This window comes from Pseudactinotalea sp. Z1732 (assembly GCF_049724975.1).
Lineage (GTDB): Bacteria > Actinomycetota > Actinomycetes > Actinomycetales > Beutenbergiaceae > CALKWS01.
Map to the genome: position 1 here is coordinate 188,629 of NZ_JBMPQC010000001.1, position 25,628 is coordinate 214,256.

25 protein-coding genes and 3 tRNA genes are annotated in these 25,628 nt (G+C 68.7%); 13 read left to right on the plus strand and 15 right to left on the minus strand.

Translation table 11 applies throughout. From position 1 onward, the window contains the following. Positions 1-73 precede the first annotated feature (73 nt). Together surE and galE are read left to right on the plus strand one after the other, a co-directional pair. Positions 74-916, plus strand: coding sequence for a 5'/3'-nucleotidase SurE (gene surE, locus ACPL7H_RS00910; protein ID WP_424786858.1), 843 nt, complete (start codon positions 74-76; stop codon positions 914-916). Further along, positions 913-1,875: a UDP-glucose 4-epimerase GalE gene (gene galE / locus ACPL7H_RS00915; protein ID WP_424786859.1), complete on the plus strand. Its 963-nt coding sequence runs from the start codon at positions 913-915 to the stop codon at positions 1,873-1,875. Before surE ends, galE begins: the two co-directional genes overlap by 4 nt. A 13-nt stretch (positions 1,876-1,888) precedes the next feature. Here galE and ACPL7H_RS00920 read toward each other — a convergent pair whose 3' ends face one another. Continuing rightward, positions 1,889-2,239, minus strand: coding sequence for a metallopeptidase family protein (locus tag ACPL7H_RS00920; protein WP_424786998.1), 351 nt, complete (start codon positions 2,237-2,239; stop codon positions 1,889-1,891). Between the two features lie 85 nt (positions 2,240-2,324). Further along, on the minus strand, positions 2,325-4,067 hold the full coding sequence (locus tag ACPL7H_RS00925; protein ID WP_424795299.1) for an AAA family ATPase: 1,743 nt from the start codon (positions 4,065-4,067) through the stop codon (positions 2,325-2,327). Positions 4,068-4,314: 247 nt separating this feature from the next. On the opposite strand from ACPL7H_RS00925, the gene ACPL7H_RS00930 reads away from it, so the two are divergent. The 3 genes from ACPL7H_RS00930 (at position 4,315) to ACPL7H_RS00940 (ending at position 4,630) form a co-directional block, all read left to right on the plus strand. Further along, positions 4,315-4,387: transfer RNA gene (locus ACPL7H_RS00930), tRNA-Glu, on the plus strand. A 43-nt stretch (positions 4,388-4,430) separates the two neighbouring features. Next, positions 4,431-4,504 (plus strand) — tRNA-Asp (locus tag ACPL7H_RS00935). 53 nt (positions 4,505-4,557) lie between these two features. Continuing rightward, positions 4,558-4,630: transfer RNA gene (locus ACPL7H_RS00940), tRNA-Phe, on the plus strand. 78 nt (positions 4,631-4,708) lie between these two features. Here ACPL7H_RS00940 and deoC read toward each other — a convergent pair. Next, positions 4,709-5,452 (minus strand): deoxyribose-phosphate aldolase, encoded by a 744-nt coding sequence (gene deoC, locus ACPL7H_RS00945; protein WP_424795300.1) that lies wholly within the window; start codon positions 5,450-5,452, stop codon positions 4,709-4,711. A gap of 197 nt (positions 5,453-5,649) precedes the next feature. After that, positions 5,650-6,687, minus strand: a complete 1,038-nt coding sequence (locus ACPL7H_RS00950) for an SIS domain-containing protein (protein WP_424795301.1) — start codon at positions 6,685-6,687, stop codon at positions 5,650-5,652. A 93-nt stretch (positions 6,688-6,780) separates the two neighbouring features. Between ACPL7H_RS00950 and ACPL7H_RS00955 the strand changes: the two genes are divergently transcribed. Next, on the plus strand, positions 6,781-7,977 hold the full coding sequence (locus ACPL7H_RS00955; RefSeq protein ID WP_424795302.1) for a Gfo/Idh/MocA family protein: 1,197 nt from the start codon (positions 6,781-6,783) through the stop codon (positions 7,975-7,977). A gap of 72 nt (positions 7,978-8,049) precedes the next feature. Here ACPL7H_RS00955 and ACPL7H_RS00960 read toward each other — a convergent pair whose 3' ends face one another. The 8 genes from ACPL7H_RS00960 to ACPL7H_RS00995 all read right to left on the minus strand — a co-directional run bounded on the left by ACPL7H_RS00960 (position 8,050) and on the right by ACPL7H_RS00995 (position 16,937). Further along, on the minus strand, positions 8,050-8,973 hold the full coding sequence (locus ACPL7H_RS00960; protein ID WP_424795303.1) for a sugar phosphate isomerase/epimerase family protein: 924 nt from the start codon (positions 8,971-8,973) through the stop codon (positions 8,050-8,052). Then, positions 8,973-10,130, minus strand: coding sequence for a Gfo/Idh/MocA family protein (locus ACPL7H_RS00965; RefSeq protein ID WP_424795304.1), 1,158 nt, complete (start codon positions 10,128-10,130; stop codon positions 8,973-8,975). The genes ACPL7H_RS00960 and ACPL7H_RS00965 overlap by 1 nt, the downstream gene beginning before the upstream one ends. Before the next feature lie 19 nt (positions 10,131-10,149). Beyond that, positions 10,150-11,166, minus strand: coding sequence for an ABC transporter permease (locus ACPL7H_RS00970; protein ID WP_424795305.1), 1,017 nt, complete (start codon positions 11,164-11,166; stop codon positions 10,150-10,152). Beyond that, positions 11,163-12,164, minus strand: a complete 1,002-nt coding sequence (locus ACPL7H_RS00975) for an ABC transporter permease (RefSeq protein ID WP_424786867.1) — start codon at positions 12,162-12,164, stop codon at positions 11,163-11,165. The genes ACPL7H_RS00970 and ACPL7H_RS00975 overlap by 4 nt, the downstream gene beginning before the upstream one ends. Continuing rightward, entirely contained in the window at positions 12,161-13,651 is a 1,491-nt protein-coding gene (locus ACPL7H_RS00980) for a sugar ABC transporter ATP-binding protein (RefSeq protein WP_424795306.1), read from the minus strand. Before ACPL7H_RS00980 ends, ACPL7H_RS00975 begins: the two co-directional genes overlap by 4 nt. A gap of 101 nt (positions 13,652-13,752) precedes the next feature. Then, entirely contained in the window at positions 13,753-14,871 is a 1,119-nt protein-coding gene (locus tag ACPL7H_RS00985) for a substrate-binding domain-containing protein (protein ID WP_424795307.1), read from the minus strand. Between the two features lie 262 nt (positions 14,872-15,133). Continuing rightward, complete coding sequence (locus ACPL7H_RS00990) at positions 15,134-16,027, minus strand: ROK family protein (protein ID WP_424795308.1); 894 nt, start codon at positions 16,025-16,027, stop codon at positions 15,134-15,136. A gap of 16 nt (positions 16,028-16,043) precedes the next feature. Beyond that, positions 16,044-16,937: a sugar isomerase domain-containing protein gene (locus ACPL7H_RS00995; RefSeq protein ID WP_424795309.1), complete on the minus strand. Its 894-nt coding sequence runs from the start codon at positions 16,935-16,937 to the stop codon at positions 16,044-16,046. Between the two features lie 68 nt (positions 16,938-17,005). On the opposite strand from ACPL7H_RS00995, the gene ACPL7H_RS01000 reads away from it, so the two are divergent. After that, on the plus strand, positions 17,006-17,791 hold the full coding sequence (locus ACPL7H_RS01000; RefSeq protein ID WP_424795310.1) for a GntR family transcriptional regulator: 786 nt from the start codon (positions 17,006-17,008) through the stop codon (positions 17,789-17,791). Here the strand turns inward: ACPL7H_RS01000 and ACPL7H_RS01005 are convergent. Then, complete coding sequence (locus ACPL7H_RS01005) at positions 17,786-18,547, minus strand: SDR family NAD(P)-dependent oxidoreductase (protein ID WP_424795311.1); 762 nt, start codon at positions 18,545-18,547, stop codon at positions 17,786-17,788. The two genes, ACPL7H_RS01000 and ACPL7H_RS01005, sit on opposite strands and share 6 nt — an antisense overlap. A gap of 84 nt (positions 18,548-18,631) precedes the next feature. Here ACPL7H_RS01005 and ACPL7H_RS01010 point away from each other — a divergent pair, with 84 nt between their 5' ends. From ACPL7H_RS01010 to ACPL7H_RS01035, 6 genes are all read left to right on the plus strand, one after another. Next, complete coding sequence (locus tag ACPL7H_RS01010) at positions 18,632-19,993, plus strand: FAD-dependent oxidoreductase (protein WP_424795312.1); 1,362 nt, start codon at positions 18,632-18,634, stop codon at positions 19,991-19,993. Further along, positions 19,990-21,033 (plus strand): phosphotriesterase family protein, encoded by a 1,044-nt coding sequence (locus tag ACPL7H_RS01015; protein WP_424795313.1) that lies wholly within the window; start codon positions 19,990-19,992, stop codon positions 21,031-21,033. The genes ACPL7H_RS01010 and ACPL7H_RS01015 overlap by 4 nt, the downstream gene beginning before the upstream one ends. Positions 21,034-21,095: 62 nt before the next feature. Next, positions 21,096-21,554 carry an RpiB/LacA/LacB family sugar-phosphate isomerase gene (locus ACPL7H_RS01020; protein ID WP_424795314.1) on the plus strand — a complete coding sequence of 153 codons (459 nt, stop codon included), beginning with the start codon at positions 21,096-21,098 and terminating at the stop codon, positions 21,552-21,554. Between the two features lie 172 nt (positions 21,555-21,726). After that, positions 21,727-22,140 carry a phage holin family protein gene (locus tag ACPL7H_RS01025; RefSeq protein WP_424795315.1) on the plus strand — a complete coding sequence of 138 codons (414 nt, stop codon included), beginning with the start codon at positions 21,727-21,729 and terminating at the stop codon, positions 22,138-22,140. Then, a complete protein-coding gene (locus tag ACPL7H_RS01030; protein ID WP_424786878.1) occupies positions 22,137-22,412 on the plus strand; it encodes a DUF3618 domain-containing protein in 276 nt (91 codons plus the stop codon). The genes ACPL7H_RS01025 and ACPL7H_RS01030 overlap by 4 nt, the downstream gene beginning before the upstream one ends. A 169-nt stretch (positions 22,413-22,581) precedes the next feature. After that, positions 22,582-22,770 (plus strand): DUF3073 domain-containing protein, encoded by a 189-nt coding sequence (locus tag ACPL7H_RS01035; protein ID WP_424795778.1) that lies wholly within the window; start codon positions 22,582-22,584, stop codon positions 22,768-22,770. A gap of 89 nt (positions 22,771-22,859) precedes the next feature. Here the strand turns inward: ACPL7H_RS01035 and purM are convergent, their stop codons facing one another. Both purM and purF read right to left on the minus strand, forming a co-directional pair. Continuing rightward, positions 22,860-23,960, minus strand: a complete 1,101-nt coding sequence (gene purM, locus ACPL7H_RS01040) for a phosphoribosylformylglycinamidine cyclo-ligase (protein WP_424795779.1) — start codon at positions 23,958-23,960, stop codon at positions 22,860-22,862. A gap of 89 nt (positions 23,961-24,049) precedes the next feature. Continuing rightward, entirely contained in the window at positions 24,050-25,588 is a 1,539-nt protein-coding gene (gene purF / locus ACPL7H_RS01045) for an amidophosphoribosyltransferase (protein ID WP_424795316.1), read from the minus strand. Between the last annotated feature and the right edge of the window lie 40 nt (positions 25,589-25,628).

Here is a 25,628-nt window from a genome sequence, read left to right on the forward strand (position 1 = left end):
TCGGGCACCGGGCACAATGGTGCGCGGACCAACCAGGCGGGCCAGCCCCCTGCCACGAAGGAGAACTTGTGCGATGCGCGTCCTGATCACCAACGACGACGGGGTCTCCTCCCCCGGACTGACCGTCCTGGCCAACGTGGCCCATGAAGCGGGGCACGAGGTGATCATCGCCGCGCCGAACCGCCAGTACTCCGGATACAGCGCCGCACTCAGCGCGGAGAACGGCGACAACACCGCCGGCTACCCGTCCGGGCCCAGCAGGCCCCAGCACGGCTTGCGGATCTCGACCGCGCGCCCCCCGGGAATCTCCGATGACGTCGAGTCCATCGCCGTGCACGCCAGCCCGGCCGCGATCGCCTACGCCGCCGGGATGGGCGCGTTCGGGCCGCGTCCGGACCTGGTGCTGTCCGGGATCAACCTGGGACCCAACGTCGGTCCCGCGGTGGTGCACTCCGGCACGGTCGGTGCCGCCCTGTCCGCGGCGGCCCAAGGCATCCCGGCCCTGGCTGCCTCCAGCGCCTCGTTCGACCCCGAGCACTGGGACACCGCCTACCCGGTGATCGCCGAGGCCCTGCACTGGTTGAAGACCCACCCCCAGGACGGCCGGGTGCTCAACATCAACATTCCCGACGTTCCCCTGGAGCGGCTCCGCGGCCTGCGCCCGGCCGAACTCGCGACCTTCGGGACGCTGCCGGACACCGTGGACCGATCGGTGCGGCAGATCCTGTTCGCGCACATGGACGATAGCGGCGAGGCGCCCGCGACCTTCCCCGAGGGCACCGACGTGCACGAACTGATGCAGGGCTGGGCCACCTTGTCACTGATCCGGGCGCCCCGTCACGACGTGCACGATGCCGCACTGCCCGCCTTCGACGATCTCTCGTTCGCTCGGGGCCGCGCGGGGGTGGCGCGATGACGTGGTTGGTCACCGGGGGCGCCGGGTATATCGGTGCGCACGTCGTGCGAGCTTTCGCCGGGCAGGGCATCGGCACCGTCGTGATCGATGACCTCTCCAGCGGGCACGCCGCGTTCGTGCCGGAGGGAGTCCCGTTCGTCCGCGCCTCGATCCTGGACACCGAGGCGGTCCGCAGTGCCCTGGTGGAGCACCGGATCTCCGGGGTGGTGCACGTGGCCGCGTTCAAGTACGCCGGCGTCTCGGTGCAACGGCCGCTGCACACCTATGCCCAGAACGTGACCGGCACGATCTCGGTGCTGGAGGCGATGGCGCAGGCTCAGGTCAACTCGATCGTGTTCTCCTCCTCCGCCGCGGTCTACGGGACCCCGGAGGCCGAGCAGGTCACCGAGTCCACGCCCACAGCGCCGGAGTCGCCCTATGGGGAGTCCAAACTGATCGGCGAGTGGCTACTTGCCGACCAGGCCAGGGCCGTGGGGCTGAGGCACACGTCGCTGCGGTACTTCAATGTGGTGGGCTCCGGATATCCCGACCTTCCCGACACCTCCCCGCACAACCTGTTCCCGCTGGTCCTGGACGCCCTGGCCGCCGGCCGCACCCCGCAGATCAACGGCACCGACTACCCGACTCCGGATGGCACCTGCGTGCGGGACTACATCCACGTCGCGGACCTGGCCGCGGCCCACGTGGAGGCGGCAAAGGCGTTGGCGCAGGGGACCGCCCTGGAGCCGGTGTACAACCTGGGCAGCGGCACCGGCGTGTCGGTCCGGGAGATCATGGACGCGATGGCCGCCGGCACCGGGATCGACTTCGACCCCATCGAAGCGGAGCGCCGCCCGGGCGACCCGGCCCGGATCGTGGCCGATGGTGAACTGGCTGCCCGCGACCTGGGCTGGACGATGCGCCACAGCCTGGAGCAGATGGTCACCAGCGCCTGGCGGGCCCGCCAGCACCAGCCGTGACCCTACCCCGCTATCAGCCCCAGCCGAGGTCGTGCAGGCGCTCATCGTCGATGCCGAAGTGATGTGCGATCTCGTGCACCACCGTGATCGCAACCTCCTCGACCACCTCCGCCTCGTTGTCGCACAGGCGCAGCGTGGGGTTACGAAAGATCGTGATCCGGTCCGGTAGCGAACCGGCCGCCCACCACTCGCCGCGCTCGGTCAGCGGGACGCCCTCGTACAGCCCGAGCAGATCGGGTTCGCCGGCATCGGCCGGGGGTTCGTCCTCGACCAGCACCACCACGTTGTCCATCAGGTCGGCCAACTCGTCCGGGATCAGATCCAGCCCGTCGGCCACCGCATCCTCGAACTGCTCCAACGACATCTCGATCACGGCGCTGTGCACCCGCTCGCGCCGGTGGCAGCCTCCGTCGCAGCAGGTCCGCGGCTGGGACCGTTCGGCACCCCGGTCACAGGCCCCCGGCCACCGCGGCACCGGCGCGCAGCCAGGCGCGCTGGGTCTCCGCCCCCAGCGATTCGAACCGCAGCACCGATTCCACCATCGCCCGGTCATAGGGAATGGTGACCACCTCGCGCACCCAGCCGGCGAACCCGTCGGCGATCTGCTGCACCGAGGGATTCACGTCCTTCTCCCGGGCCTGGGAGACCACCACCACGGCGCCGTGGGCCAACCGGGCGCTGTGCTCATCACGCTGGCCCAGGGCCTCCAGCAACAGCGCACCTGCCTCGGCGTGCTCGGGCTTGGCGATCGTGGCCACGACCAACTGGTCGGCCTTGTCGATCATCCGCAACCAGTGATCGGCGGACTCATCGTTGCCGGAGTCGATGAAGATGAGCCGGTAGTAGCGCCCGGCCACGTCATGCACCAGATCCACGTCCTCCCCGGTGATGCGCTGCTCGGCGGAGAGCACATTCGGGTTGGACCGCAGTACGTCGTACTTGTCCGCGGCCTGGTGATGCACGAAGTGGGAGATGTCCCCGGCCTTGGCCGCCGGATCCAGCAGCGCGTGACCCCGGGGCAACAACTCCTGCACGGTGGCCTCGTGCTTGCCCTGCTCGGTGCGCCAGCCCAGCGTCCCACGCGTCTCGTTGTTGTCCCACGCCAGGGTCGCCGCACCGGAGTTGCGCGCGAAGACCGCCGCCAGCAGCGCCGTCGTCGGGGTCTTGTTCGCCCCACCCTTACCGTTGACCACCGCGATCGTGCGCACCCCGGGCCAGTGCTGGGAGACGGCGTTGACGTCGGCCCGCTCGGCCCGCTCGGCAGCGCTGGGACTGGTCCGGATACCGACCTTGGTCAGGGCACCGCGCACCCCCTGCGTCGCCGGGGCCTCGGCCTGCTCGGTGCGCAGGAACGACTCCCGCAGTTCCCGGCGCCGGGGGGAGGACTGGGCGTCGTCGCCGGATTGTGCGCTGCCGGTGTGGCGCATGGGGGACTCACGGTCCTGCACCGTCGAGCCCCCGGCGCTCCCGGGCACCTGCGCCGGCGGAGCGTAGGCTCCACCGGCGGGGGCGGGGACGGCCGGGACCTCCGGCAGTACCTCGGTCTCCTGTGCCCGAGCGGTGCTGCCCAACACATCGCGCAACCCGCCCACCTGTTCCGGCGCCGCCGGCGCCGCGGGTGCTCCGGGCTGGTCCCGGAAGGCGTGCGATACCGAGCCGGGCGAGAACGCGGGACGCACGGAACGACGTTCGGGGGCGGCTGGGGGCGCGAACGCCTCCGGTCCCGGCTCGACGCCGAGGCCCAGGTCGGGCCGGGCAGCCGGGTCCGCCGCAGTGGGCGCGGCCAGAATCGCCGGGTCCGCCGTCTCGGGATCCAGGGTGCCGGATCCGACGGCGGAGGCGGTGGCCGGCGAGGCCTCCTCGGCAGAGCCTGCCGTCGGGGCCGTGCTGTGGTCCTCGGCTACGGTGCTCATCGTTCCCCCTGCCGCCGGCGCCTCATCGATCACCTCCCCATCCGGGGTGACCACCAGCCGCCACCCCGTACCGTCCGGGTCCGTCAGGGTGACCTGTACCGGCCCACCGACGATCTGTGCCGCCAGGCCGGTGATGTAGTGCAGGGCCTCCGCCCGGGTATCGGTGAGGTCCCGGCCGCTCAGTTCGTAGGTGCCGCCGTTGAACACCACCACCGCGGTGCGCTCGGAACGCACCTGCGCCAAGACCTCGGGAAGCACGCTGTGCTCTCCGATCCCCATCGCTTACTCCTCAGTAGATCGGGTCACGTGCGGATTCCCCAGCACTCTATCGACAACCAGCAGCCGCACGCGCTTCGAAGCCGGCCGAACGACCCGTGACAGTTCGCAACCGCCCGGTTCCGGCACCGTCACCAGGGTGCGCAAGACCACACCGGGCCGTTTTGCCCTGCGGCAGTTGGGTACCGTATGCTTTCGGAGGTCTTGGGGCGCCGAAGTGCGTCACGGGCGTCCAGTAGGAACAGACCGGGCCCCCATCGTCTAGCGGCCTAGGACCCCGCCCTTTCACGGCGGTAGCACGGGTTCGAATCCCGTTGGGGGTGCGAATCGCAACAGGAGAATGTCCAGTACCATCAGTATCTGCAAGGCCCCGTAGCTCAGTTGGTTAGAGCGCCGCCCTGTCACGGCGGAGGCCGCCGGTTCAAGTCCGGTCGGGGTCGCGAGACAACAGGCCCGGCTCACCCGCACCATGGTGGCCGGGCGTTCGTCTCGGGGCTCTGTAGCTCAGTTGGTAGAGCGTTCGACTGAAAATCGAAAGGTCACCGGATCGACGCCGGTCGGAGCCACCTCGCGAGAACTGCGGCTTCACCCTCCGGGGTGGAGCCGCAGTCGCGTTCCGGGCCCGACTCGCCAGGTCGCGGCCTTCAGTAGCCCGCCCCGGCCGGTGCTGTGTCGTGATCGACGCCCAGGACCACCGGCGTGGAACGATAGCCAATGCCCATCCGGTCGATGCCGGCGTCGATCAGCCGCAGGAAGTGTGCGCGATCCCGGATCGAGCCCGAGCCCTTCACCTTGCAGCGCCCCGCGGCTGCGTCGAGCATGATCGCGATCATGTCCTCGGAGGCTCCGGTCTGCTCGTGCTGTGTCGTGCCGGTGAAGAATCCGGTGGAGGTCTTGATGAAGTCGGCACCGGCGGCGATCGCCGCCTCGGCGCCCGCGCGCACCTCGTCCACGGTGAGCGCGTCGGTCTCCAGGATGACCTTCACCTCCGCACCGGCCTCATGACACACCTCGGCGACGGTTCGCAGATCCTGCTCCACCCGATCAGCACGGCCGCTGCGTAGCCAGCCGTAGTTCGCGACGATGTCGACTTCCGCCACCCCCGCAGTGAGGACGTCCCTGGTCTGCGCGAGCCGTGACGGCGTGCTGGACAGACCGAACGGAAAGTCGACGACGACGCACAGTCCGGTGCTCGTCCCCTCGCACAGGGGCGCGGCGATCTCGATGGCGGTGGGGTTGATACACACCGTCCGGCAGCCGTAGCGGACGCCGTTGCCTACCTCACGACCCACGTCCTCCACCGTGAACTCGGGCTTGAGGACCGAGTGGTCGATGTAGGCCGCCAACTCAGCGACGGACATCTGCTCAGCGGATTTATCGGGACTCATCGGGTCTCCTGGGTCTCAGATTGACGCCAACGCTGCGCTGGCCTGCCCCGGATGCACGGAGCAACGGGTGGTTGTCTATACTTCCTAGTATCCTCAGTCTGGTCAAGTGAGACGGCGACCTTCCACTTCGCCTGCCCGGACGGAGCCCGCCGGGTCCTGTCATCGACACCGACGCCGGAGCCAGCCTCTGGGGGACATCACGGTGTCGCGGTGACCTTGGCCAGCCCGAAGGCGGTGTCAGGATCCTGCCCGAACGCCACGGCCATCCGTTCGGCCAGCATCTGGGCCCGGACCAGGCCCGCGAGCAGGCCGGGGAGTTCATCCTGCGGCAACTGGATCGTGCCTCCGGGGGCGACGAGCGCGGTCTCGGCACCACGCGCCTCGGCCCGGCTCAGCACGTCGGCCACGGTGCGTCGAGCGGCGGTGCCGACGGCGAAGCCGACCACGCTTCGTCCTGAGGTCGCGATGGCAACGGGCCCGTGTGCCAGTTCTGGGGCGCTGGCCGCATAGATGGGTAACCCCGAGGTCTCCATCACCTTGTGTGCCCATTCCGCCGCCAGCCCGCCCGTGACGCCTCTCCCGGTCCCGGCGACCGGCGGCGCCGAAGCAAGCCGTTCAACCGCCCGGTCGACCGGCACGGTATCGGCGAGCGCATCGGCGACCGCATCGACCAACGGCTCGACCACCACCTGCCTCTTGGCGCCGTTGGGACCCCCGCGCTGCGAGGCGGCCTCGATCCCTAGCAGCCACAGCAGCGCCACCTGGGCGAGCACCGTCTTGGTCGCCGGGATCGCGCGTTCGGCACCGACTCCAAGTTCCAACACATACGAAGCCTCCGACGCCAGCGCGCCGCGCTCGTTGACCAGGGCGACCACACGGCACCCGGCGGAGCGCAGCCGGCGCGCCGCATCGACCACATCCGGTGTCCGACCCGATTGACTGATCACGATCACCGTTGCCCCCGGCGCCGGCAGCGCGGCGGGCTCGGACAACACGGCGTCAACGCGTAGCGCCGGCACCGGAGCGCCCACCGCGCGGGCCAGCCATGGTGCCACCATGCTCGCCGCGTGAGCCGACGAGCCGCGCGCGAGGGTCCACAGGCCGGGCCCCGGGATCCCGAGGACCTGCCCCGCCAGCGCCTGGGCTACCTCGACGCGTCGATCGTCCAACCCGCGCAACCATCCGGGCTGATCGGCCATATCCGCGCGCATTCGTACCCCGGTGCGAGAATCCATCGACTCCCTCCTTCTGAACGTGTGAAGTCTGGTCTGACGCTACAGTCTTGTCTATACTTTTGGTGGTTGACTCGACGACGAGAGGTTCTCCCCGTGACTGCACATCGCATTGCCATGCTCGGCACCGGCCTGATCGGTGACTTCTACACCGCTACCCTGCATCGTGGTCGAAACCGCGATCGGGTCGAGCTTGTCTACTCCCGCACCGAGGAACGGGGTGCCGCCTTCACGGAACGCTGGGACGTGCCCCGATCGACGACGTCGCTGGAGGCCGCCTGCTCCGATCCGGAGATCGACACGGTCATCATCGGGCTGCCGAACGACATGCACGTCGAGGCGGTGCGGCTGGCCGCCGAGAACGGCAAACATGTCCTGTGCACCAAGCCTCTGGGGCGCACCGCGGCCGAGGCCAAGGAGATGCTCGACATCGTCGAGCACCACGGCGTCTTCGCCGGCTACCTGGAGGACCTGGTCTACACCCCGAAGACCCTCGCGGCCGTGAAGTCGGTCCAGGAGGGCGCGCTCGGGGACATTCTCTGGGTCCGCTCCCGCGAGACCCACCCCGGCCCCCACAGCGCCTGGTTCTGGGACGAGAACCGGGCCGGCGGTGGCGCGATCGTGGACCTGGGCTGTCATTGCATCGAGATCTGCCGCAACTTCATCGGCAAGGACAACCGGCCGGTGGAGGTGTTCTGCTGGAAGGACACCCTGGTCCATCCGATCACCGCAGAGGACCACGCGGTGGCCCTGATCAAGTTCGAGTCCGGAGCGATCGGCCAGTTCGAGGTCTCCTGGGCGTTCCGGGGCGGCATGGACCTGCGCGATGAGGTGTCCGGAACCGAGGGCACCATCTGGCTCAACCACTTCCTGCGCACCGGGTTCGACATGTTCACCACCGGCGTGGGCGAGGGCTACGTCGCGGAGAAGGCCGAGAGTGACAGCGGCTGGCTCTTCCCGGTGGGCGATGAGATCAACGAGCTGGGCTACGTCGACATGTTCGTCGACATGTTCGACTCCATCGACAACGGCACCACCCCGCAGGAGACCTTCTACGACGGGTATGTGGTCAACGCGATCATGGACGCCTGCTTCACCTCCTCCGACAGTGGTCGGTGGGAACCGGTCGAGTTGGTCGATTGGCGCGGGGGGTCGACGCCACGCATCTCCCGACAGGCCGAGTCGTTCGAGGGGCATCCGGTGATCAAGCGGGAGACCCTGCCCGACGGGCGCTCCAAGGTGCTCTACCAGCACAGCGAGAGCGGCGAGGTCATGGAGCAGGTCACCTCCTGATGCGCCGGTGCGGGGGCGGGTCGGTCCGCCCCCGCACCACCGTGCTGCCGCTCCGCGATCACCCGGGCGTCGCTACAGCAGCGGCACCAGCGGACGGATCACGTCCCGAGCCATGATGAAGCCCTTCTTCACCAGGTCGTCGCTACCTTCGAAGTCACGGTCCTCGTGCTCCACGCAGAGCACGCCGTCGTAACCCGCCCGGTACAACGCCGCGACGAACCTTGCCCAATCGACCTCACCCAGCCCGGGCAGCCGCGGCACCTGCCAACCGACGCCGGCGGACATGCTGCCGTTCTCATACAACCCTTCGCGGTCGATCTCCAGGTCCTTGATGTGGACGTGGTAGATCCGATCGGCGAACTCGCGCACCACCCGTTGCGGGTCGATCATGAGCCAGTGCAGGTGCGAGGGGTCGAGATTCAGGCCGAGGGTCTCGCCCTCGAAGTCCTCGAACATCCGGCGCCAGATGACGGGGTTGTAGGCCAGATTCTTCCCTGATGGCCATTCATCAGCGGAGAAGATCATCGGGCAGTTCTCGATCGCGATGCGTACGTCGTGCTCGGCGGCATAGGCGACGATCTCGGGAAACACCTGGAGGGCGCGGGCGTAGTTCTCCTCCAGCGACCGGGTGTGATCGGCACCGATGAAGGTGCTGATCATCGGCACTCCCATCAGGCTCGCGGCGCGGATCACCGCCTTGGTGTGCTCATTGGCCGCGGTCCGCGCACTCTCATCCGGGTGCAGGTTGTTCGGGTAGTAGCCCAGCGCCGAGATGCTGATCCCGAGGTCGGCGAGTTCGCCGACGATCTCCGTTCCGCGTTCGGCCGTCATGTCCTCGATGGGCAGGTGCGCGGTACCGGCGTACCGGCGCGCCTCCATCCCCGATTGGGGCCAGCAGGCGACCTCGAGCTGTTCGTAGCCGACCGAGGCGGCCCAGGCGGCGACCTCGGTCAACGGCGTGTTCTCGAAGGGGGCGGTCAACAGTCCGAGTTTCATCACGTGATCCTCTCCACATCGACCCATCGGTCCTGGGCCGCACTGATCCGAATCGCTTCCTCCACCGCCAAGGCCCGCAGGCCGTCGGTGAAGGTGGGGTAGGCGGGCTCCGCGCCGGGGCTTCCGGCTGCGACATCCTGGTAGACCCGCTCGAACAGGCCGCGGAAGGTCTCCCCGAACCCCTCGACGTGCCCTCCGGGGTAGAAGGTAATCTCCGCGGCGGTTTCGCTCAACGTGACCGGATCTCGGTGCTGCACCTCATTGGGCCGGTCGCGGTGGCCGATCCACAACTCATCGGGGTTCTGGGAAGCCCAGGAGAGCGCCGCCGTCGATCCATCGACCTCGAAGGACATCGAGTTCTTCCGTCCGGCCGAGACCTGCGACACGGTCATCGCCCCGCGCGCTCCCCCCGCATACCGCAACAGCACCTGGGCGGCGTCGTCGGTGTCGATCGGCACCGGCGTACCGGTGTGCCCGGCACCGGCAGAGAATGTCTCCCTTGAGCCCGACGGCTTGATCCGGGTGGGCACGAACGTGTGCAGTTGGGCGTAGACGGCCTCGATGGGTTCCCCGATCACCCATGAGGTCGCATCGAGCCAGTGGCTTCCGATGTCCGCCACCGCCCGGGTCTGCCCCGCCAGCGCCGTCTCCACCCGCCAGTTCCAGTCGGTTTCGTACAGCAACCAGTCCTGCAGGTAGTTTCCGGTGACAAGCCGGGGCGCTCCGATCGCGTCGGCGGCGACCATGCTGCGGGCGTGGTGGATGAGCGGATAGAAGCGCAGGTTGAAACACAGCGCATTGACGAGCCCACGCTCCTCGGCCAAGCCCCGCAGCCGGCGGGCGTCGGAGATGTTCGTGGTCAGGGGCTTCTCACAGACGACGTGCTTACCGGCCTCGATGACGGCGGCCGCCTGCTCGGCGTGCAGGTGGTTCGGGGTGGCGACGTGCACGACGTCGACATCGGAATCAAGCAATTCGGTCATGTCCCGGTAGGCCGGCACCCCCAGCCGGTCCGCCGGCGCCGCGGCGCGCTCCGGTGCCGAGCCCAGCACCCCGGCCAGGTGGCCACCGGCTCGGCGCACTGCCTCAGCATGAACCAGCCCGATGAATCCCGTGCCAATGACCGCTGCCTTGACCGGCCCGCCGTCGTCCGCCATCGACCCTCTCCTTGTTCTGCTAGTCCGAGCGCTGGCGGGACACCGCCACGTACGCCCACGCCAACGCGAGCACGATGATCCCGTAGACCATCTGCTGCACCGCCTGACCGGCGCCCAGCGTGAGCATCAGCCGGTTCAGCACGGTCAGCACCAGCGCCCCGACGACGGTGCCCCCGTAGCCGCCGGACCCGCCCAGGATCGAGGTGCCGCCGATGACGGCGGCCGCGATGCTCGGCAGCAGGAGTGAGTTCGACTGGCTGGGACCGACCGACCCGGAGGTGCCCGAGATGATCATGCCCGCGATCGCGGCCAGAACTCCGACGAGGGCGTAGGTGACGATCAGGACCTGCCACACCTTGATACCGGACAGGCGGCAGGCGATGGCGTTGTCGCCCACGGCATAGATGTTGCGGCCCAGGCCGGACCTGGCCAGCATCCAGATCAAGAACACCGAGATCCCCGCCCACACCACGGCGTTGAGCGGTATCGGGCCGATCAGCGTGCCCCCGCCGAGTTGCTGCAGGAGCCGCGGGACTACGGCGGAACCGGAGAGGAAGCCGCCGCTCGCCTGGCCCACGGAGACCACCCCGAGCAGGACGCTGGACATTCCGATCGTCATGATCAGCGGGTGCACCCTGAACACACCGACCCCGATGCCGTTGAGCAACCCGGCCCCGACTCCCACGGCGAGGCCCAGGGCCAAGGCGGTCGCAGTCCCGGCACCGCTCTGGGTCGCCACCACATACGCGGCGAAGTTCGCGATCATCGCCACCGACAGGTCGATTCCCCCGGTGAGGAAGGCGAGGGTCTGCCCGGCGGCGAACAAGGCCAGCGGGCAGGCCAGCAGCAGGATCGAGCGCAGACCCCGGACGGTGAACAGGCTGGGATCCAAGGCTGCGGTCACGAGGTAGAACAGCACGAAGACCACGCTGAGCACGATGATCGGATGGTCGGTGAGGTAGTTGCGAGCGCGTTCGGTGCCCGTTGGGCCCTCGCTCGCGGCGGCTGCCTGCGGGGTGGTGGCGGCGCTGGTCATAACTTCCTCCGCTTCATCTCAAGGAAGCCCCCGAGCATGACCACCACGATGATGATCAGGCCCTGGAGCAGCGTCGCGATGTTCGAGTTGACGCCCATGCTCAGCAGGATCGAGGGGATGAGGGTGAGGACGAACGCCGCGAGCACCGGTCCCAGGAGTTGGCCGCGGCCACCGGCGAGCGCCACACCACCCAGCACGACGGCGGCCACCGAACTCAGCAGCGCCCCGAGGGCGACCGTGCCCTGGGGGCTTCCGCTACCGAGCAGGGCGGTGGTCACCAGTCCGGCGAAGCCGGCGAATACCCCGGAGATCAGGTATGCCTTCACCCTGGCTCGCTTGACGATGACACCGGCCAGGAACGCCGCTTGCCGGTCGCTGCCGATCGCATAGGTTGCGATCCCCGACCTGCTGTACCGGAACGGCAGCCAGATCAAGCAGAAGACCGCCGAAAGCCACAGCAACGAGGGCCAGGGGTTGGAGAATCCGCCGACGATCATGTTCGCGAAATCCGGGTTGGCTCGCCCTCCGGGCCCGCCGAGGATGAACAGGGCCAGCCCCACGAACGTGAAGTGCAGCGCGAGGGTGACGACGATGTCGGGCATGCCCGAGACCGTGATGATCCAGCCCATCAGTCCCGACAGCAATGCTGTGCCGATGATGGTGAGGATCGCCACGACGATGCTCATCGCGAAGGAGGAGTCCTCCATGAGCAGCGCTGAGACGCAGTTCGCCAGCACCATCAGCGCACCGACCGCCAGGTTGATGCCTCCGGAGAGGACCACCACGCCCTGCGCCATCGCCAGGAAGGCGAGCATCAGGCCGCCCGCGGCCAGCGCGCGCACCTCGAATCCCCCGAAGTTCGCCACCTGGGTGGAGCGCAGGACGATCATGCCGACCAACAGGAGCGCCAACCCGACGACCCAGCCGTTGCGTTGCCGGAAGCGCGCGGCTGCACTGGAGGGTTTGGGCACTGTGGTCTGTGGCGCGACCTCGGTCACGTTCCCGCCTCCGATGCCTCGACGAAGCCGTGGGCAGCGCGCAGGAGTGCCTCTTCACCGGCGTCGGCCGGCAGTTCGGCGACGACGCGCCCGCGGTAGAGCACCAGGGCGCGATCACAGACGAGTTCGATCTCGCGCAGTTCGCTGGTGTACATCACGATCGCCGCCCCTTCCTCGGCAAGGTCACGAATGAGGTCATATATCTGCCGCTTGGTTCCGATGTCGATACCCCGGGTCGGGTCGAAGAGCAGCAGCGTTCGGAATCCCTCGGCGAGCCACCGACCGATGGTGAGCTTCTGTTGGTTTCCGCCCGAGAGGCGCCGGGCCTGAGATGCCGCCCGGGTATCGATGGAGAGCCGATCGATGGCTCCGTTGACAGCGCGGTTCTCCTTGCGGCGGGAGATGGGCCCCCACCGCCAGAAGCGCGCCCGGGAGGGCAGCGCGATGTTCTCCCGGATTGAGCGCTTCGGCAGGATCGCCAGCGTGCGGTCAGCCGGGACGAGGGCGACCCCTTGGCTGATGGCCGCGGCGGGGTGACGCGCGTTCAGCCGTTCCCCATCCACCACGATCTCGCCGGCGCGTGGGCGCTGGGCACCGGCAAGCACGTCGAAGAGCGCCTCTTGCCCCTGACCCTCCAGTGCGGTGATGCCCACCACCTCACCGGGGGTGACCGAGAGGTTCACATCGTCCAGGATGTCGCCGGCGCTCAGCCCGCGGACCACCAGGGACGGCTCGTGGATCTCGGGCCGTTCGGCTCGCGATCGCCGTCCCTGCTCCTGTTCGCCGGCGGCACCCTCGCCAAGCATCGAGTTGACGATGCGCTCCTCGCGTCCGTCCTTCGGGGCGAAGGACGCCACGTCGCCGCCGTCCCGGAAGACGGTGCACATGTCGCAGTGCTCGATCACCTCTTCCAGTCTGTGCGAGATGAACAACACCGAGCCGCCGGCGGCCGTTTGGCGGGCCATCACCTCGGTGACCTTGTCGCTGAGGTCGGAGGGCAGTGCCGCGGTGATCTCATCGAGGATGAGTAATCGAGGCTGATGCGAGAGGGCCCGGGCCAGGTCGAGCATCCGCAGGAACGGCAACGGCACCTCGCTGACCCGTTCGGCCAGGTCCAGCCCATGGATGCCGAGCCGCTCGAGTTCAGCGGTCACCGCGGCCGGGTCGGTACCGGTGAGTCTGAGGTTCGCCCGGACCGTCAGGTCCGGGATCATGGCGGGGTCCTGGAAGACCGAGGCGATCCCCCGTTCGTAGCCCTGCGCCGGAGAGCGCAGCGCGACCGGCTTCCCCTCCATGGTGATGCTCCCGGCATCCTTGGTGATGACACCGGTGAGAATCTTGACGAACGTGGACTTTCCGGCGCCATTGGCTCCGAGCAGAGCATGGGCTTCACCGTGCCGAACCGTCAGGTCCGCAGACCGGAGTGCACGCACCGCACCGTAGGACTTGGCCACGGCTTCGGCATGCAGAAGTGGTTCAGCGTCCATCGCGTGCGATCATCCTCCCACGTGGGCGTACCGGACCTCGCAGATGTGCCGGGAACGAGGGTGAACTCGTTCCCGGCACACCGTGCGAATCGGTGGCTCGATCAGCCATCGCTGGGGCCGTCGCAGGCATACAGCTGCTCGCGCGTCATCTCCAAGGGGTAGTCGATGTCGATGGCGGCGCTGGTGTCCGGTCCGCGGTCCGGGTCGAAAGCGGCTTCCATCTCCTCGGCGGCGTTCTCCATCGTCCAGAGCGCCGGGGTGAGCATCGTGGTCTGATCGACGTCTTCGCCGTTGAGGATGCGTAACGCAACGTTCGTACCGACCGCACCGATGACGGCGGGGTTGGTCACCACGGCGCCCGGGGCGCCGTCGATGAGCTGGCCGACGAATGCGCTGGAGTCCTGGCCGGTCACGGGGACCAGGTCCTTGCCGACCGACTCGATGCCGTTGACCACGGTGTAGTCCGCGCCGGTGGTCCACACGCCGTCGTAATCGCGGGCGCTGAATTCCTGGACCGCAATCTCCCCGCCCAGGGTGTAGTCCCAACTGGTCCACACGGTATTGAGGTTGATGTCCGGGTAGTCGGCCAGGGCGGCCTCGACGCCTTCGTGGCGGTCGGTATCGGACTGGACGCCCTCGATCCCCCGCATGTACAGGACGTCGCCCGATCCGCCGATCTCCTCGGCGAGCCACTCCATCCCGATCCGACCCCACTCGACCTGGTCGTTGGTCACGATGTAGGCCTCCGGGGTGCTGACGGACGCGTCCACTGCGACCACGACGATGTCCTGGCTGACAGCCTCTTCGATGATGCCGTTGAGCTGCTCGGGATCGGAGGGATTGACGACGATGGCGTCGACGCCCTCGGAGATCAGCGTCTGCAGGTGTTGCACCTGCTCGGTCGGCCCGGCGTTCTCGGAGAACACCACGACCTCCGAGACCTGCCCGCTGGCCAGGGACTCGGCCTGGATCGAGCAGATCATCTGCTCCCGCCAGCCGTTCCCGGCCAGTGTGTTGCTGACTCCGATCACGTAGTCACCGCCACCGGCCTCTTCACCTCCCTCGTCGCCTTCCTCCGTTTCGGCACTGTCAGTGGCGGGGTCGGTGTGGCCATCGCCGTCACCGTTGCTGCCGTCACCATCGCCGTTGCCGCAGGCAGCTACGGTTAACGCGAACGTCGCGGCAACCGCCGCGACCTTGAATCTTGCGGAACGCTTCATTGCGGATGCTCCCTTTCCCGGACCTTTCCGGGTATTCGGGGTGGTTGGCTCCGGATCGCAGCACCGACCACCTTGATGTCTGGCGTACCTGTCGAGAATGCTCTCACGCACTGCCGAACCTGTATAGACATTATGACTTTAACCATGTGCCAGGTACCGGTCAAGCGACGAGACCGATTCGTGACGGAGGGCAGCGCCGACGGCGCCTCCGGACGGTGGAGCGAGCCGCGGCCGGCATCACGATAGTCGGTACGTGACCGGTTCAGGGTGCCGCGTCCGAGGCCGCGACCGCCGCCCCTACCGCTCCAGCGAGGGGTCCCAGTTCTGCCGGCAGCACGCGGTAGGTGTCCGGCGGCACCAGCGGTGCACGCGCTCGCAGTTGCTCGACCAAGGGCTTCATCAAAGAGTCCCCGGCGAGCGCCACGCCGCCACCGATCACCACCACCTCGGGGGTGAGCACGGTGACCTGGTTCGCCAGACCGAGGCCGATCCAGGTCCCGGCCTCCCATAGTGCCGACCGGGCCCGCGGATCACCGCTCGCGGCGGCAGCGGCAGCGTCGGCAACGGTGGCGTGCCCTGCTGCCACGGCGATGATCTCCGCCCGCGCCAGCGCCTCCAGGCACCCACGGTTGCCACAACCGCATGGCGGCCCGTCGTGCATCAGGACCTGATGACCCACTTCCCCGGCATTGCCCGAACTACCGGTGAACAGCCTCCCGCCAAGGACCAGCCCACCGCCGATGCCGGTGCCCAGCACGATGCCCAGCACGTCGTCGACCCCCCGAGCCGCACCGAGCCGGCTCTCCGCCAGCACGAACGCGCGAGCATCGTTGATCATCTCGATCGGGCGTCCCGCAGCCACCTGCAACGGCCTGGTCACCGACACCCCGCGCCAATCCCCAGGGATGTTGGGGACGACGAGCCCGAGCCCGGACTCGGGGTCGATGTGGCCGGGAAGGGTGACTCCCACCCCGCGCACCTCTGGGTTCCGCGCGACCCAGCCGCCGATCAACCGCGCACATGCGGCGACCGTCCGGTCCGGGTCGGTTCGGTCGGTCGGCACAGTGGCTTGCTCGGTCACCGTCCACTGGGCGTCGTCGACCATGGCGACCTTGGTCATGGTGGCGCCCACGTCCACCCCCAGCCAACGCGCCATCAACGGCCCCTATCGTTCAGGAACCGTCGGAACTCGTCGGGGAAGCCGGCTGCCCACCGGTACCGCCCGGGACGCCCAGATCCGGCACAACCCTGCCGTCCAGGTGCGTCGGGTCGGCGTTGCGTCGCGCGGCACCGGCTCCACCAATGGCGCGCGCAACACGCTCGGCATGCTGATCGTAGGCTTCGTCGAACAACTGAGCCGAGCGCTCCGCGCCCACCACCGAGGCCGCAGTCAGCACCGGAGGGCGGATGCCACGCTGGACGAGCAGTTCGGCCGTCTGCGCCTTGAGTTCGTTGACGACCGTGATCGTGGCGGCAGTCGAGCCCGGCCCGACCGGTTCCTCAAGCCCGGGTACGGACACCAGTGCATCTCCGGGAGGTGTTCCGATGTCGATGACGAGGTCGGCGAATCGTGCCAGGTGGTCGGCGCTCGGATCGGCCGGTGCCGCAGCCCTGGAGGTGACCGCAATCGTCCGCAAGCCTCGTCTGCGCGCACCCTGGGCCATCTCCATCGCCACAGCCGACGTGCCGGAAACGCTGAACACCACCATCACATCCCGCTCACCGAAGGCAAAGTTGGACAGGATCACCTCGGCGAGACCCGGGGTCCGCTCGATGTACATCGCTTGCCGCTGGCCGTTGGCGCCGACGACCTGGGTATGGAACGTCGTCGACAGCTCCACGATGGGATGGAAGCCGGGATAGGAGCCGTAACGCGGGAACATCTCTTCGACGGCGATCCGGGAGTGGCCGCTGCCGTACATGTGCACAAGCCCGCCGGCCGCGATCGCCTCGCAACTCCATCGGGCCGCATTCGAGATCGCGTCCGCCTGCGTCCGCTGGACCCGGCGAATGAGGTCGATCGCACGCTCACTCCAGCGCCCGGCCACACCACTTTGTGTCACCATACGTCCAGACCTTCCTTCATAGTTGTATAGCCAACTATACGGGCGCCGAGAAGCCTATGATGTGGGACATGAGTGGTCAAGCGGTGCGACGTCAGCGTCCTGCGGCCCGCTATACCGAGATCGAGAAGTGGCTGCGCGAGCGGGTTCTCAACGGGGCTCCGGGAGACCCCCTGCCCTCGGAGACCGAACTCGCCACGCAATTCAAGGTCAGCAGGATGACGGCGCGGCAAGCGGTGCAGAATCTCGCAATCGATGGGCTGGTGCGACGCCAGCGCGGCTCCGGTACTTTCATCGCTCCCCAGCCGATGCACCGCCACAGCGGTGCGCTGATGAACTTCTCCAGCGACATGCGCCGTCGTGGGAAGCGGGCATCCTCGCGGCTCCTGGAGGCAAAGCTCCGGGCGCCGACCGCGGCCGACGTCGAGGCACTGCGCCTGGAGAAGGGCAGCCGGGTGGTGAGCCTGTCCCGGCTCCGGCTCGCCGACGGGGTCCCGATGGCGATCGAGAACGTCGTGCTGCCGTCGAGTTGCGCACCCGTCCTGGCCGAGGATCTCGAGAACGGGTCGCTGCACGAGGCGCTGGTCGCCCTGGGCCGGGTTCCGACCACCGCGCAATGCTGGATCAGCGCACGCACCGCCACGGGTGCCCAAGCCCGCCTGCTCGACATTCCGCCGCGCTCGGCGCTGTTGGTGGAACGGCGCATCATCGTCGATGCTGATGACGTTCCCCTGGAGCATACCGAGAGCGCCTACGTCGCCGATCGGTACGTCATCGATGTCACCTTCTCGGTGGGTGGCGTGCTACCCGGCGCCGCTGAGCCGGCGGTTGGTCCGTCAGGGACCTCGGGGTCATGACGTCGACGTCACCGACCAGCCGCCATCGACGGCGATGACCTGGCCCGTGACTGCGGCGGCCTCCAGAACCGAGCACATCACCGCTGCGACATCGTCGGGGGTGAGCATGCCGCCGGCGAGCGGCTGCTTGCGCCGTGCGAAAGCACTGATCTGCGGTGACTTCGCCGCGCGTCGGGACATCGGGGTGTGCACCAACCCCGGGGCGACCGCGTTGATCCGGATCCCGTCGTTGGCGTAGGCAGCCGCAAGCGGAACGACCCAACCACTGATCGCAGCCTTCGCAGCGGCATAACCGTGCGTGGTGAAGTCCTCGGGCTGGGGCGAACTGGCCAACACGCTCGAGGTGAGAACGATCGACCCGCCCTCCCCACGCATCCGCCGGACCGCCTCACGGACGGTGAGGAACGTCGTCGTCAGGTTCAACTGCAGCGCCGCCTCCCAGGACGCCAGCGACATCGCGTGCAACCAGCCGTCTCCCTGGCTGCGGGCGCTACCGCCGGCCACCGCGACCACCCTGCCGATGGTGCCCAGACCCCGCTGCGCCGCGGTGAAGGCGTCCTCGGCCTGGTCCTCGCTCTGCAGGTCCGCCACGGCGTATCCGACGCCGGCGGACCCGAGGCTGGTGGCAAGGTGCGCGCAGGAGTCCTCATCGCGTCCGATGATGAAGACCGGCCGCCCCTGACCTGTCAGTCGTGCTGCCACTGCGGCCGCGATCCCCGAGGACCCGGTGATCACCACCCCTGGGAGAACGGGCATCGTCACCACCCTCTTTCATCTAGGCACCTTGCTCCCTATAGTCTAGACAACCACGAGTCCTGAGGCTAAGGAAATGTGATCGCAGTGGCAGCAGACCTTTGGGCCCAGGTGCCCCAACTCGAGCGGGTCGATGTGGTCGTCGCCGGGGCCGGCTCGGCCGGTTCGACCGCAGCCATCGCGGCAGCCCGCCAAGGCGCTTCGGTACTGCTTCTGGATAAATTGCCGTTCCTGGGCGGGTCCAGCACCGCGGTGCTGGATACCTTCTACGGCTTCTATTCCCCTGGTTCCAGTCCGCGGCGGCTGGTCGGCTCCATTCCCGGCGAGGTGGTCGACCATCTACGCACCCTGGGTCCGGTGGTGGAAAGACCCAACACCTACGGCGCCGGTACCGGGGTGACGTATCACGCCGAGCATCTCAAGGTCACCTGGGAGACCATGGCGACCGAGGCCGGCGTGCGCGTCCTCCTGCACACGATGGTCCAGGACGCGAAGGTCATCGACGGACGCCTCACCGAACTCCTGCTGGCCACGAAGGCCGGGCTGCGACGCGTCAGCGCCCACACCTTCGTGGATGCCTCCGGTGACGCCGATCTGTGCCACTTCGCCGGTTTCGGCTACGAGACGGCCGGAGCGGACTCACCCGCGCAGACCCTCACGACGACGTTCCGGATGATCAACGTTGATCACGAGCAACGCCGCTCGATCGACAAGGAGGGCCTGCGAGCGCTCATGCTCGAGGCAGCCGAGGACGGATACGAACTCCCGCGCCGGGACGGCAGTGACCACATCACCCCGGTTGCGGGCATGACCGCCACGGTGATGACCCGGCTCGACTCGGTGCAGCGCGATGCCGATGGCCAACTGCGCTCCGTGCTGGAGCCCGAGCGGCTGAGTGCAGCGGAACTGGCCGGGCGCCGTCAGGCCCTGGAGTACGTGCGATTCCTCGTCGACCGCGTCCCCGGCTACGCCGATGCCGCCCTGGGCGCTCTGAGCACACAGGTGGGTATCCGCGAGAGCCGGCGCGTCTACGGCGACTACCGGGTCACTCGCGAGGACGTCCTGGGCGCCCGGCAGTTCGACGACCAAGTGGCCCTGTGCGGTGCCCCGATCGAGGACCATCACTCCGGCGATGGCACGGCATGGGCGTACCTCCCCGACGGCACCGCGGTGGGAGTGCCGCTGCGCAGCCTCATCGTCCGGGACGCGCCGAACGTGCTCGTGGCCGGACGCTGCTTCTCGGCGACCCACGATGCCCACGCGAGCATTCGTTCCATGGCCCAGTGCATGGCGATGGGACAGGCTGCGGGCACCGCCGCCGCGCTCGCGGCGACAACACCCGGACTCAGCGGGGATGTGCGAGAGGTTGCGCCGCAGCAGGTCCGCGCGGTGCTGCGCCGGGCAGGAGCCGTTCTGGAACTCGACGAGGCCCGGGAGGTCATGCCATGAGCGCCGGACCGGGGCCCACCAGCCCGCAGTCCAGCCCGCCCGGCGCGGGAATGGTGCGCACCGTCACCGGCGACGTCCCCGCGACGGACCTGGGGCGCACCTACGCCCACGAGCACCTCGTCCTGCACAGCGCGCTCATCGCCGCGGGCTTCCCGCACATCCTGCTCGACGACGTGGATCTAGCCGTCGATGAGGTCCGTGCCTGTGTGGCGGCCGGCATCGCCACCATGGTCGACGCAATGCCCTGCGCATCAGGCCGGGACGTGGTGCGACTGGCCGAAATCGCGCGCCGCAGCGGCGTACGCGTGATCGCCGTCACCGGGGCCCACCATGAGCGCTACTACGGCGCGGAGCATTGGACCGCGCAGTTGGATCCGGCCGAAATCGGTGAGCTGTTCGCTGCCGACCTGCTCCTCGGGATCGACGCGTTCGATTACACCGGGCCAATCGTCCGCAGAACTTTGCATCGGGCCGGCGCGATCAAGGTGGCCACCGGCGGGCCGGAACTCAGCATCCGCGATCGCACCCTGATCGCCGCGGCCGCCTACGCCCACCAGCGCACAGGTGCTCCGGTGCTGACGCACTGTGAGGGCGGCACCGGCGGGCTGGAGCAGATCGAGGCGTTCGCCGAGGTCGGGGTGCCGGCGGGCGCGCTGATGCTCTCCCATGTCGACAAGGTGACCGACCCGGGCTACCACGCCGAGTTGGCGAGAACCGGCGCCTGGCTGGTGTACGACCAGGGACTGCGCCAGCACCGTGACGAACTGCCGGCGACCGCCGGGCTGATCAGCCGTGCGACCGAGTCCGGCTACCTGGACCAGGTGCTGCTGGGCACCGACGGCGCTCGGAGGGACCTGTGGCGCGGCTACGGCGGCGAACCCGGTCTGGACTGGCTCGCCGGCCAGTTCCCGGCCCGCCTGCGCGCGATCGGGCTCGACCCGGAACAGATCGATTCCCTGTTCGTCAGCAACCCGGCCCGGGCTCTGGCGTGGCGTGCCGGCCCCGGCCCCGGCCATGGCCCGGGTTCGGGCGATCCCTGAAGCGGCGTGGTGCCCGTTGCCTCCCCGATCGGTCCGTAGCAGCATCGAGCCGACGAACACCCATGGAAAGGGACCTCAAGATGCGAGTCGCGATCGGAGCACCGGGCAACGGGGCGGTGCTGAAGGACGAACTGAAGGCCCACCTGGAGGCGGACCCGCGCGTGAGCGACGTCATCGACCTTTCCACGGCGGAGATCACCTATCCGCAGGTGTCCTTCCAGGCGGCCCGTGCCGTGCTCGACGGCACGGCCGAGCGCGCGATCCTGGTCTGCGGAACCGGGATCGGCACCGCGATCGCGGCGAGCAAGGTCAAGGGCGCCCGGGCGGCCACGGCGCACGACCTCCTCACCGTGCGCGGGTCGGTGGAGAACTACGACGCACAGATCCTGTGCATGGGTCAGAACGTGATCGCCCCGGTGGCGGCGAAGGCGCTGGTCGATGTGTGGCTGGACCTGCGCCACGATCCGGCGAGCAGTTACGGGCCCCGGCTCACCGAGATCGAGGACTACGAAGCACGCTGACGCCCCGTAGCGGCGGCCGGTCGAGCGGCCGCGCCGGTCAGTCGGGCGGCGCCGGCCCACCGGGCGGCGCCGCTACGGGCGCAATCCGCGTCCTGAGTTGCCCCGAAGCCACGGGAGCGGTTGGCTGAGTCAGCAGACTAGGGTGAGGGATAACGCAGGACGGAGACAAAACATGGTCCAGGACAGTCACACTACGAGGGTTCCCTCCGGCGAGACGCCCTCGGTCGGCGCACTGCTGGCCAAGGTCACCGAGAACATCTCCGCGCTGGTGCGCGATGAGATCGAACTCGTTCAGACCCAACTCGCCGAGAAGGGCAAGGCGATGGGCCTGGGTATCGGCCTGTTCGTCGGTGCGGGAGTTTCCGGGCTGTTCATGCTCGGTTGGCTGCTCACCGCCGGGATGTTCGGTCTCGCCACCGTGATGCCCTACTGGGCGGCCTCGCTCATCGTGGCCGGGGTGCTGCTCGTGGTCGTCGTGATCCTGGCCCTGCTCGGCAAGTCGGCGCTGTCCAAGGCGCCGTCGCCCCAGACCGGTGAGAACATCAAGAAGGACGTCGAAGCCGTCAAGCAGGGAGTCAAGTCATGAGCACCGAGACCGGCAAGGGGCCTGGGGCAGCCGACCCCAAGGAGACCCGTAAGCGCACCGCCGACGAGATCGAGGCGGACCTGGCAGCCAAGCGGCTCGAACTGACCCGCAGCGTGGACGCCTTGGTCGACCGCGTCGACCCGCGCACCCAGGTCTCCGGTTTCGTCAACGACGTCAAGTCGGGCGAGCCCCGCGCGGTCTCCATCGTCGGGGGCGTTGCCGCCGCGATCATTGGTGTGATCGGTGTGACGATCCTGCGCCGTAGCCGCTGATCCCGGCGTTTTTCCACGGGCCCTGGGCAGCCTGCCGCAGGTAACCAGTTGGCCCATCGCCACCGCCTACATGTACGGTGGTAGCACGAACACATTGACCAAATCCCGGTGGTCACTACGTCCTCGGACGGTGTGGCCCCGGCAGTATCCGGTGGAGGGGGTCTCGCTCATGGGGCGCGGCCGTCAGAAGGCAAAGCAGACCAAAGTCGCTCGGAAGCTGAAGTACTACAGCCCCGAGACGGACTACGAGGCGCTCGAACGCGAACTCGCCGGTGGGACGCAGACCGATCTTGCCGATCGGTACGACATCCCGCCCGCGACCGACGAGGACGACGACTGGGACAGGCCCTCGAACTGAGGCCGTGACCGGGTGTGCCACAGGGGTCCGTGACCCCTGAACCACCTGGGTTGCTCAGCCGTGCCCGGAACGGGACGACGGTGGCGCCGTCACGCGGTGCGGTACGCGCCATGCAGCTGCACACCTCCGCCGTGCACACCCTTGGTGCCCCGCACCACCGGCGCCACGGACTCGTCGATGCTGCCGGCCCGGTGCACCTGACCCAGCACCCAGGCGGGCACGCCGCGCTCGCCGAGCAGCCGCAGCGTCTCATCCACCCCGTCTGCCGGCACGATGGCGACCATCCCGACGCCCAGGTTCAACGTCGCCTCCAGATCCGTCCAGGGCACCCTGCCCAGGCCGCGCACCACGTCGAACACCGCGGGCACCTGCCAGGACGAGCGGTCCACGGTGGCCACCAGATCGGCCGGCAGGACCCGGGCCAGGTTCGCCGCCAGCCCACCGCCGGTGATGTGGCTGAAGGCGCGCACACGTGCCGGAGCGTGGGCGGCCAGGGCCAGGGCGTCACGGGCGTACACCCGGGTTGGTTCCAGTAGTTCGGCGCCCAGGGTACGGGCGAACTCCGGGACCTGCCGGTCCAGTTCCCATCCGGAGCGGGCGATCACGGCGCGCACCAGCGAGTACCCGTTGGCGTGCAGACCGGAGGAGGCCATCGCGACCACCACGTCACCGGCACCGACTCGGTCCGGGCCCAGCACGTCGTCGGCCTCCACGACCCCGGTGGCCGCGCCGGCGACGTCGTACTCGTCCGGGGCGAGCAGCCCGGGATGCTCTGCGGTCTCCCCGCCCACCAGGGCCGTGCCGGCCACCTGGCACGCCTGCGCGATCCCGCGCACGATGTCGGCGATGCGCTCGGGCACCACCGAGCCGGTCGCGATGTAGTCGGTCATGAACAGTGGCGTGGCGCCGACCACGACGATGTCGTCGACCACCATGCCCACCAGGTCGAAACCGATGGTGTCGTGCACATCCATTTCCTGGGCGATGGCGACCTTGGTGCCCACCCCATCGGTGGAGGTGGCCAGCAGCGGGCGTCGGTAGTCCTTCAGGGCCGAGGCGTCCACCATTCCGGCGAACCCACCCACGCCACCGATCACGGCGGGTGTGTGCGTGGCGCGCACCGCGTCCTTCATCATCTCCACGGCCTTGTCACCGGCCTCGGTATCCACTCCCGCGGAGGCGTAGGTGATCGGGCTCCCACCCGGGCCACCCGGTCCCCCGTCCGGGTCCGCTGCGCCCGGCGCCCCTGGTACGTCGGGGCCGTCCTCATCGTGGCTGGTCACGGCCGCAGCAGCGCTCCTTCACCACCGGGGGCGGTCGAGAGGGCGTTCAACCCGTTCTGCGGATCGCCCAGCGGCAACTCCTCCTGGTCCAGCATCATCGCCTCATCAGCCGGTTCGGAGACCGGCAGCGGATAGTTCCCGGTGAAGCAGGCCGTGCAGAGCCGGGCGGCGTCCTGTTCGGTGGCCGCGATCATGGCCTCCACGGAGATGTAGCCCAGCGAGTCCGCACCCAGGCTGGCCCCCACCTCCTCGGCGTTGAGCCCGTTGGCGATCAACTCGGCCCGGGTGGGGAAGTCGATGCCGTAGAAACAGGGCCATTTCACCGGAGGAGCGCTGATCCGCACGTGCACCTCGGCGGCACCGGCCTCGCGCAGCATCCGGATCAGGGCGCGCTGGGTGTTGCCGCGCACGATCGAGTCGTCCACCACCACCAGCCGCTTGCCCCGGATCACCTCCCGCAGCGGGTTGAGTTTGAGACGGATGCCGAGTTGTCGGATGGTCTGGGAGGGCTCGATGAAGGTGCGGCCCACGTAGGCGTTCTTGGTCAGCCCCTGGGCGAAGGGGATGCCGGACTCGGTGGCGTAGCCGATCGCGGCCGGAGTGCCGGACTCGGGCACCGGGATCACCAGGTCGGCCTCGGCGGGCCATTCCCTGGCCAGCGAGCGGCCCATCTGCACCCGCGCGGCGTTGACGGACCTGCCGGCGATGGTGGTGTCCGGGCGGGCCAGGTAGACGTACTCGAACACGCAGCCCTTCGGGGCGGCCTCGGCGAACCTGCGTGAGCGCAGCCCGTCGTCGTCGATCACGATCAGTTCCCCGGGTTCGACCTCGCGCACCACCGAGGCGCCGATGATGTCCAGGGCGGCGGTCTCGGAGGCGACCACCCAGCCCCGGGACAGGCGCCCCAGCACCAGTGGGCGGATCCCCTGGGGGTCGCGCGCGGCGTACAGGCCTCGTTCGTCGATGAAGGCCAGCGAGAAGGCGCCGCGCACCCGCGGCAGCACCTCCATCGCGGTGGTCTCCAGGTCATGGCCGGGGTCGCCGCTGAGCAGGGCGGTGAGCACGGTGGTGTCGGTGGCGCAGGAGTCCAACCGGTGCCGCACGGCGCTGCCGTAGCGCTCCTCGACCAGGCCGATGAGCTCGGAGGTGTTCGTCAGGTTCCCGTTGTGCCCCAGCGCGATCGTGCCCGAGGAGGTCGGCCCGAGGGTGGGTTGGGCGTTCTCCCAGACCGAGGCCCCGGTGGTGGCATAGCGCACGTGACCCAGGGCGATGTGCCCGGTGAGCGGACGCAGCGCGGTGTCGTTGAACACCTGGGAGACCAGACCCATGTCCTTGTACACCAGGATCTGCTTACCGTTGGAGGTGGCGATCCCGGCCGACTCCTGGCCGCGATGCTGCAGGGCGTACAGGCCGAAGTAGGCCAGCTTGGCCACTTCCTCCCCCGGTGCCCAGAGCCCGAAGACGCCGCAAGCGTCCTGGGGGCCCTTCTCCCCGGGGAGCAGTTCATGTGAGAGTCGACCATCTCCGCGCGCCACGGCACCATCGTCCCACATAACGCCAGGGCCGCGTATGCCG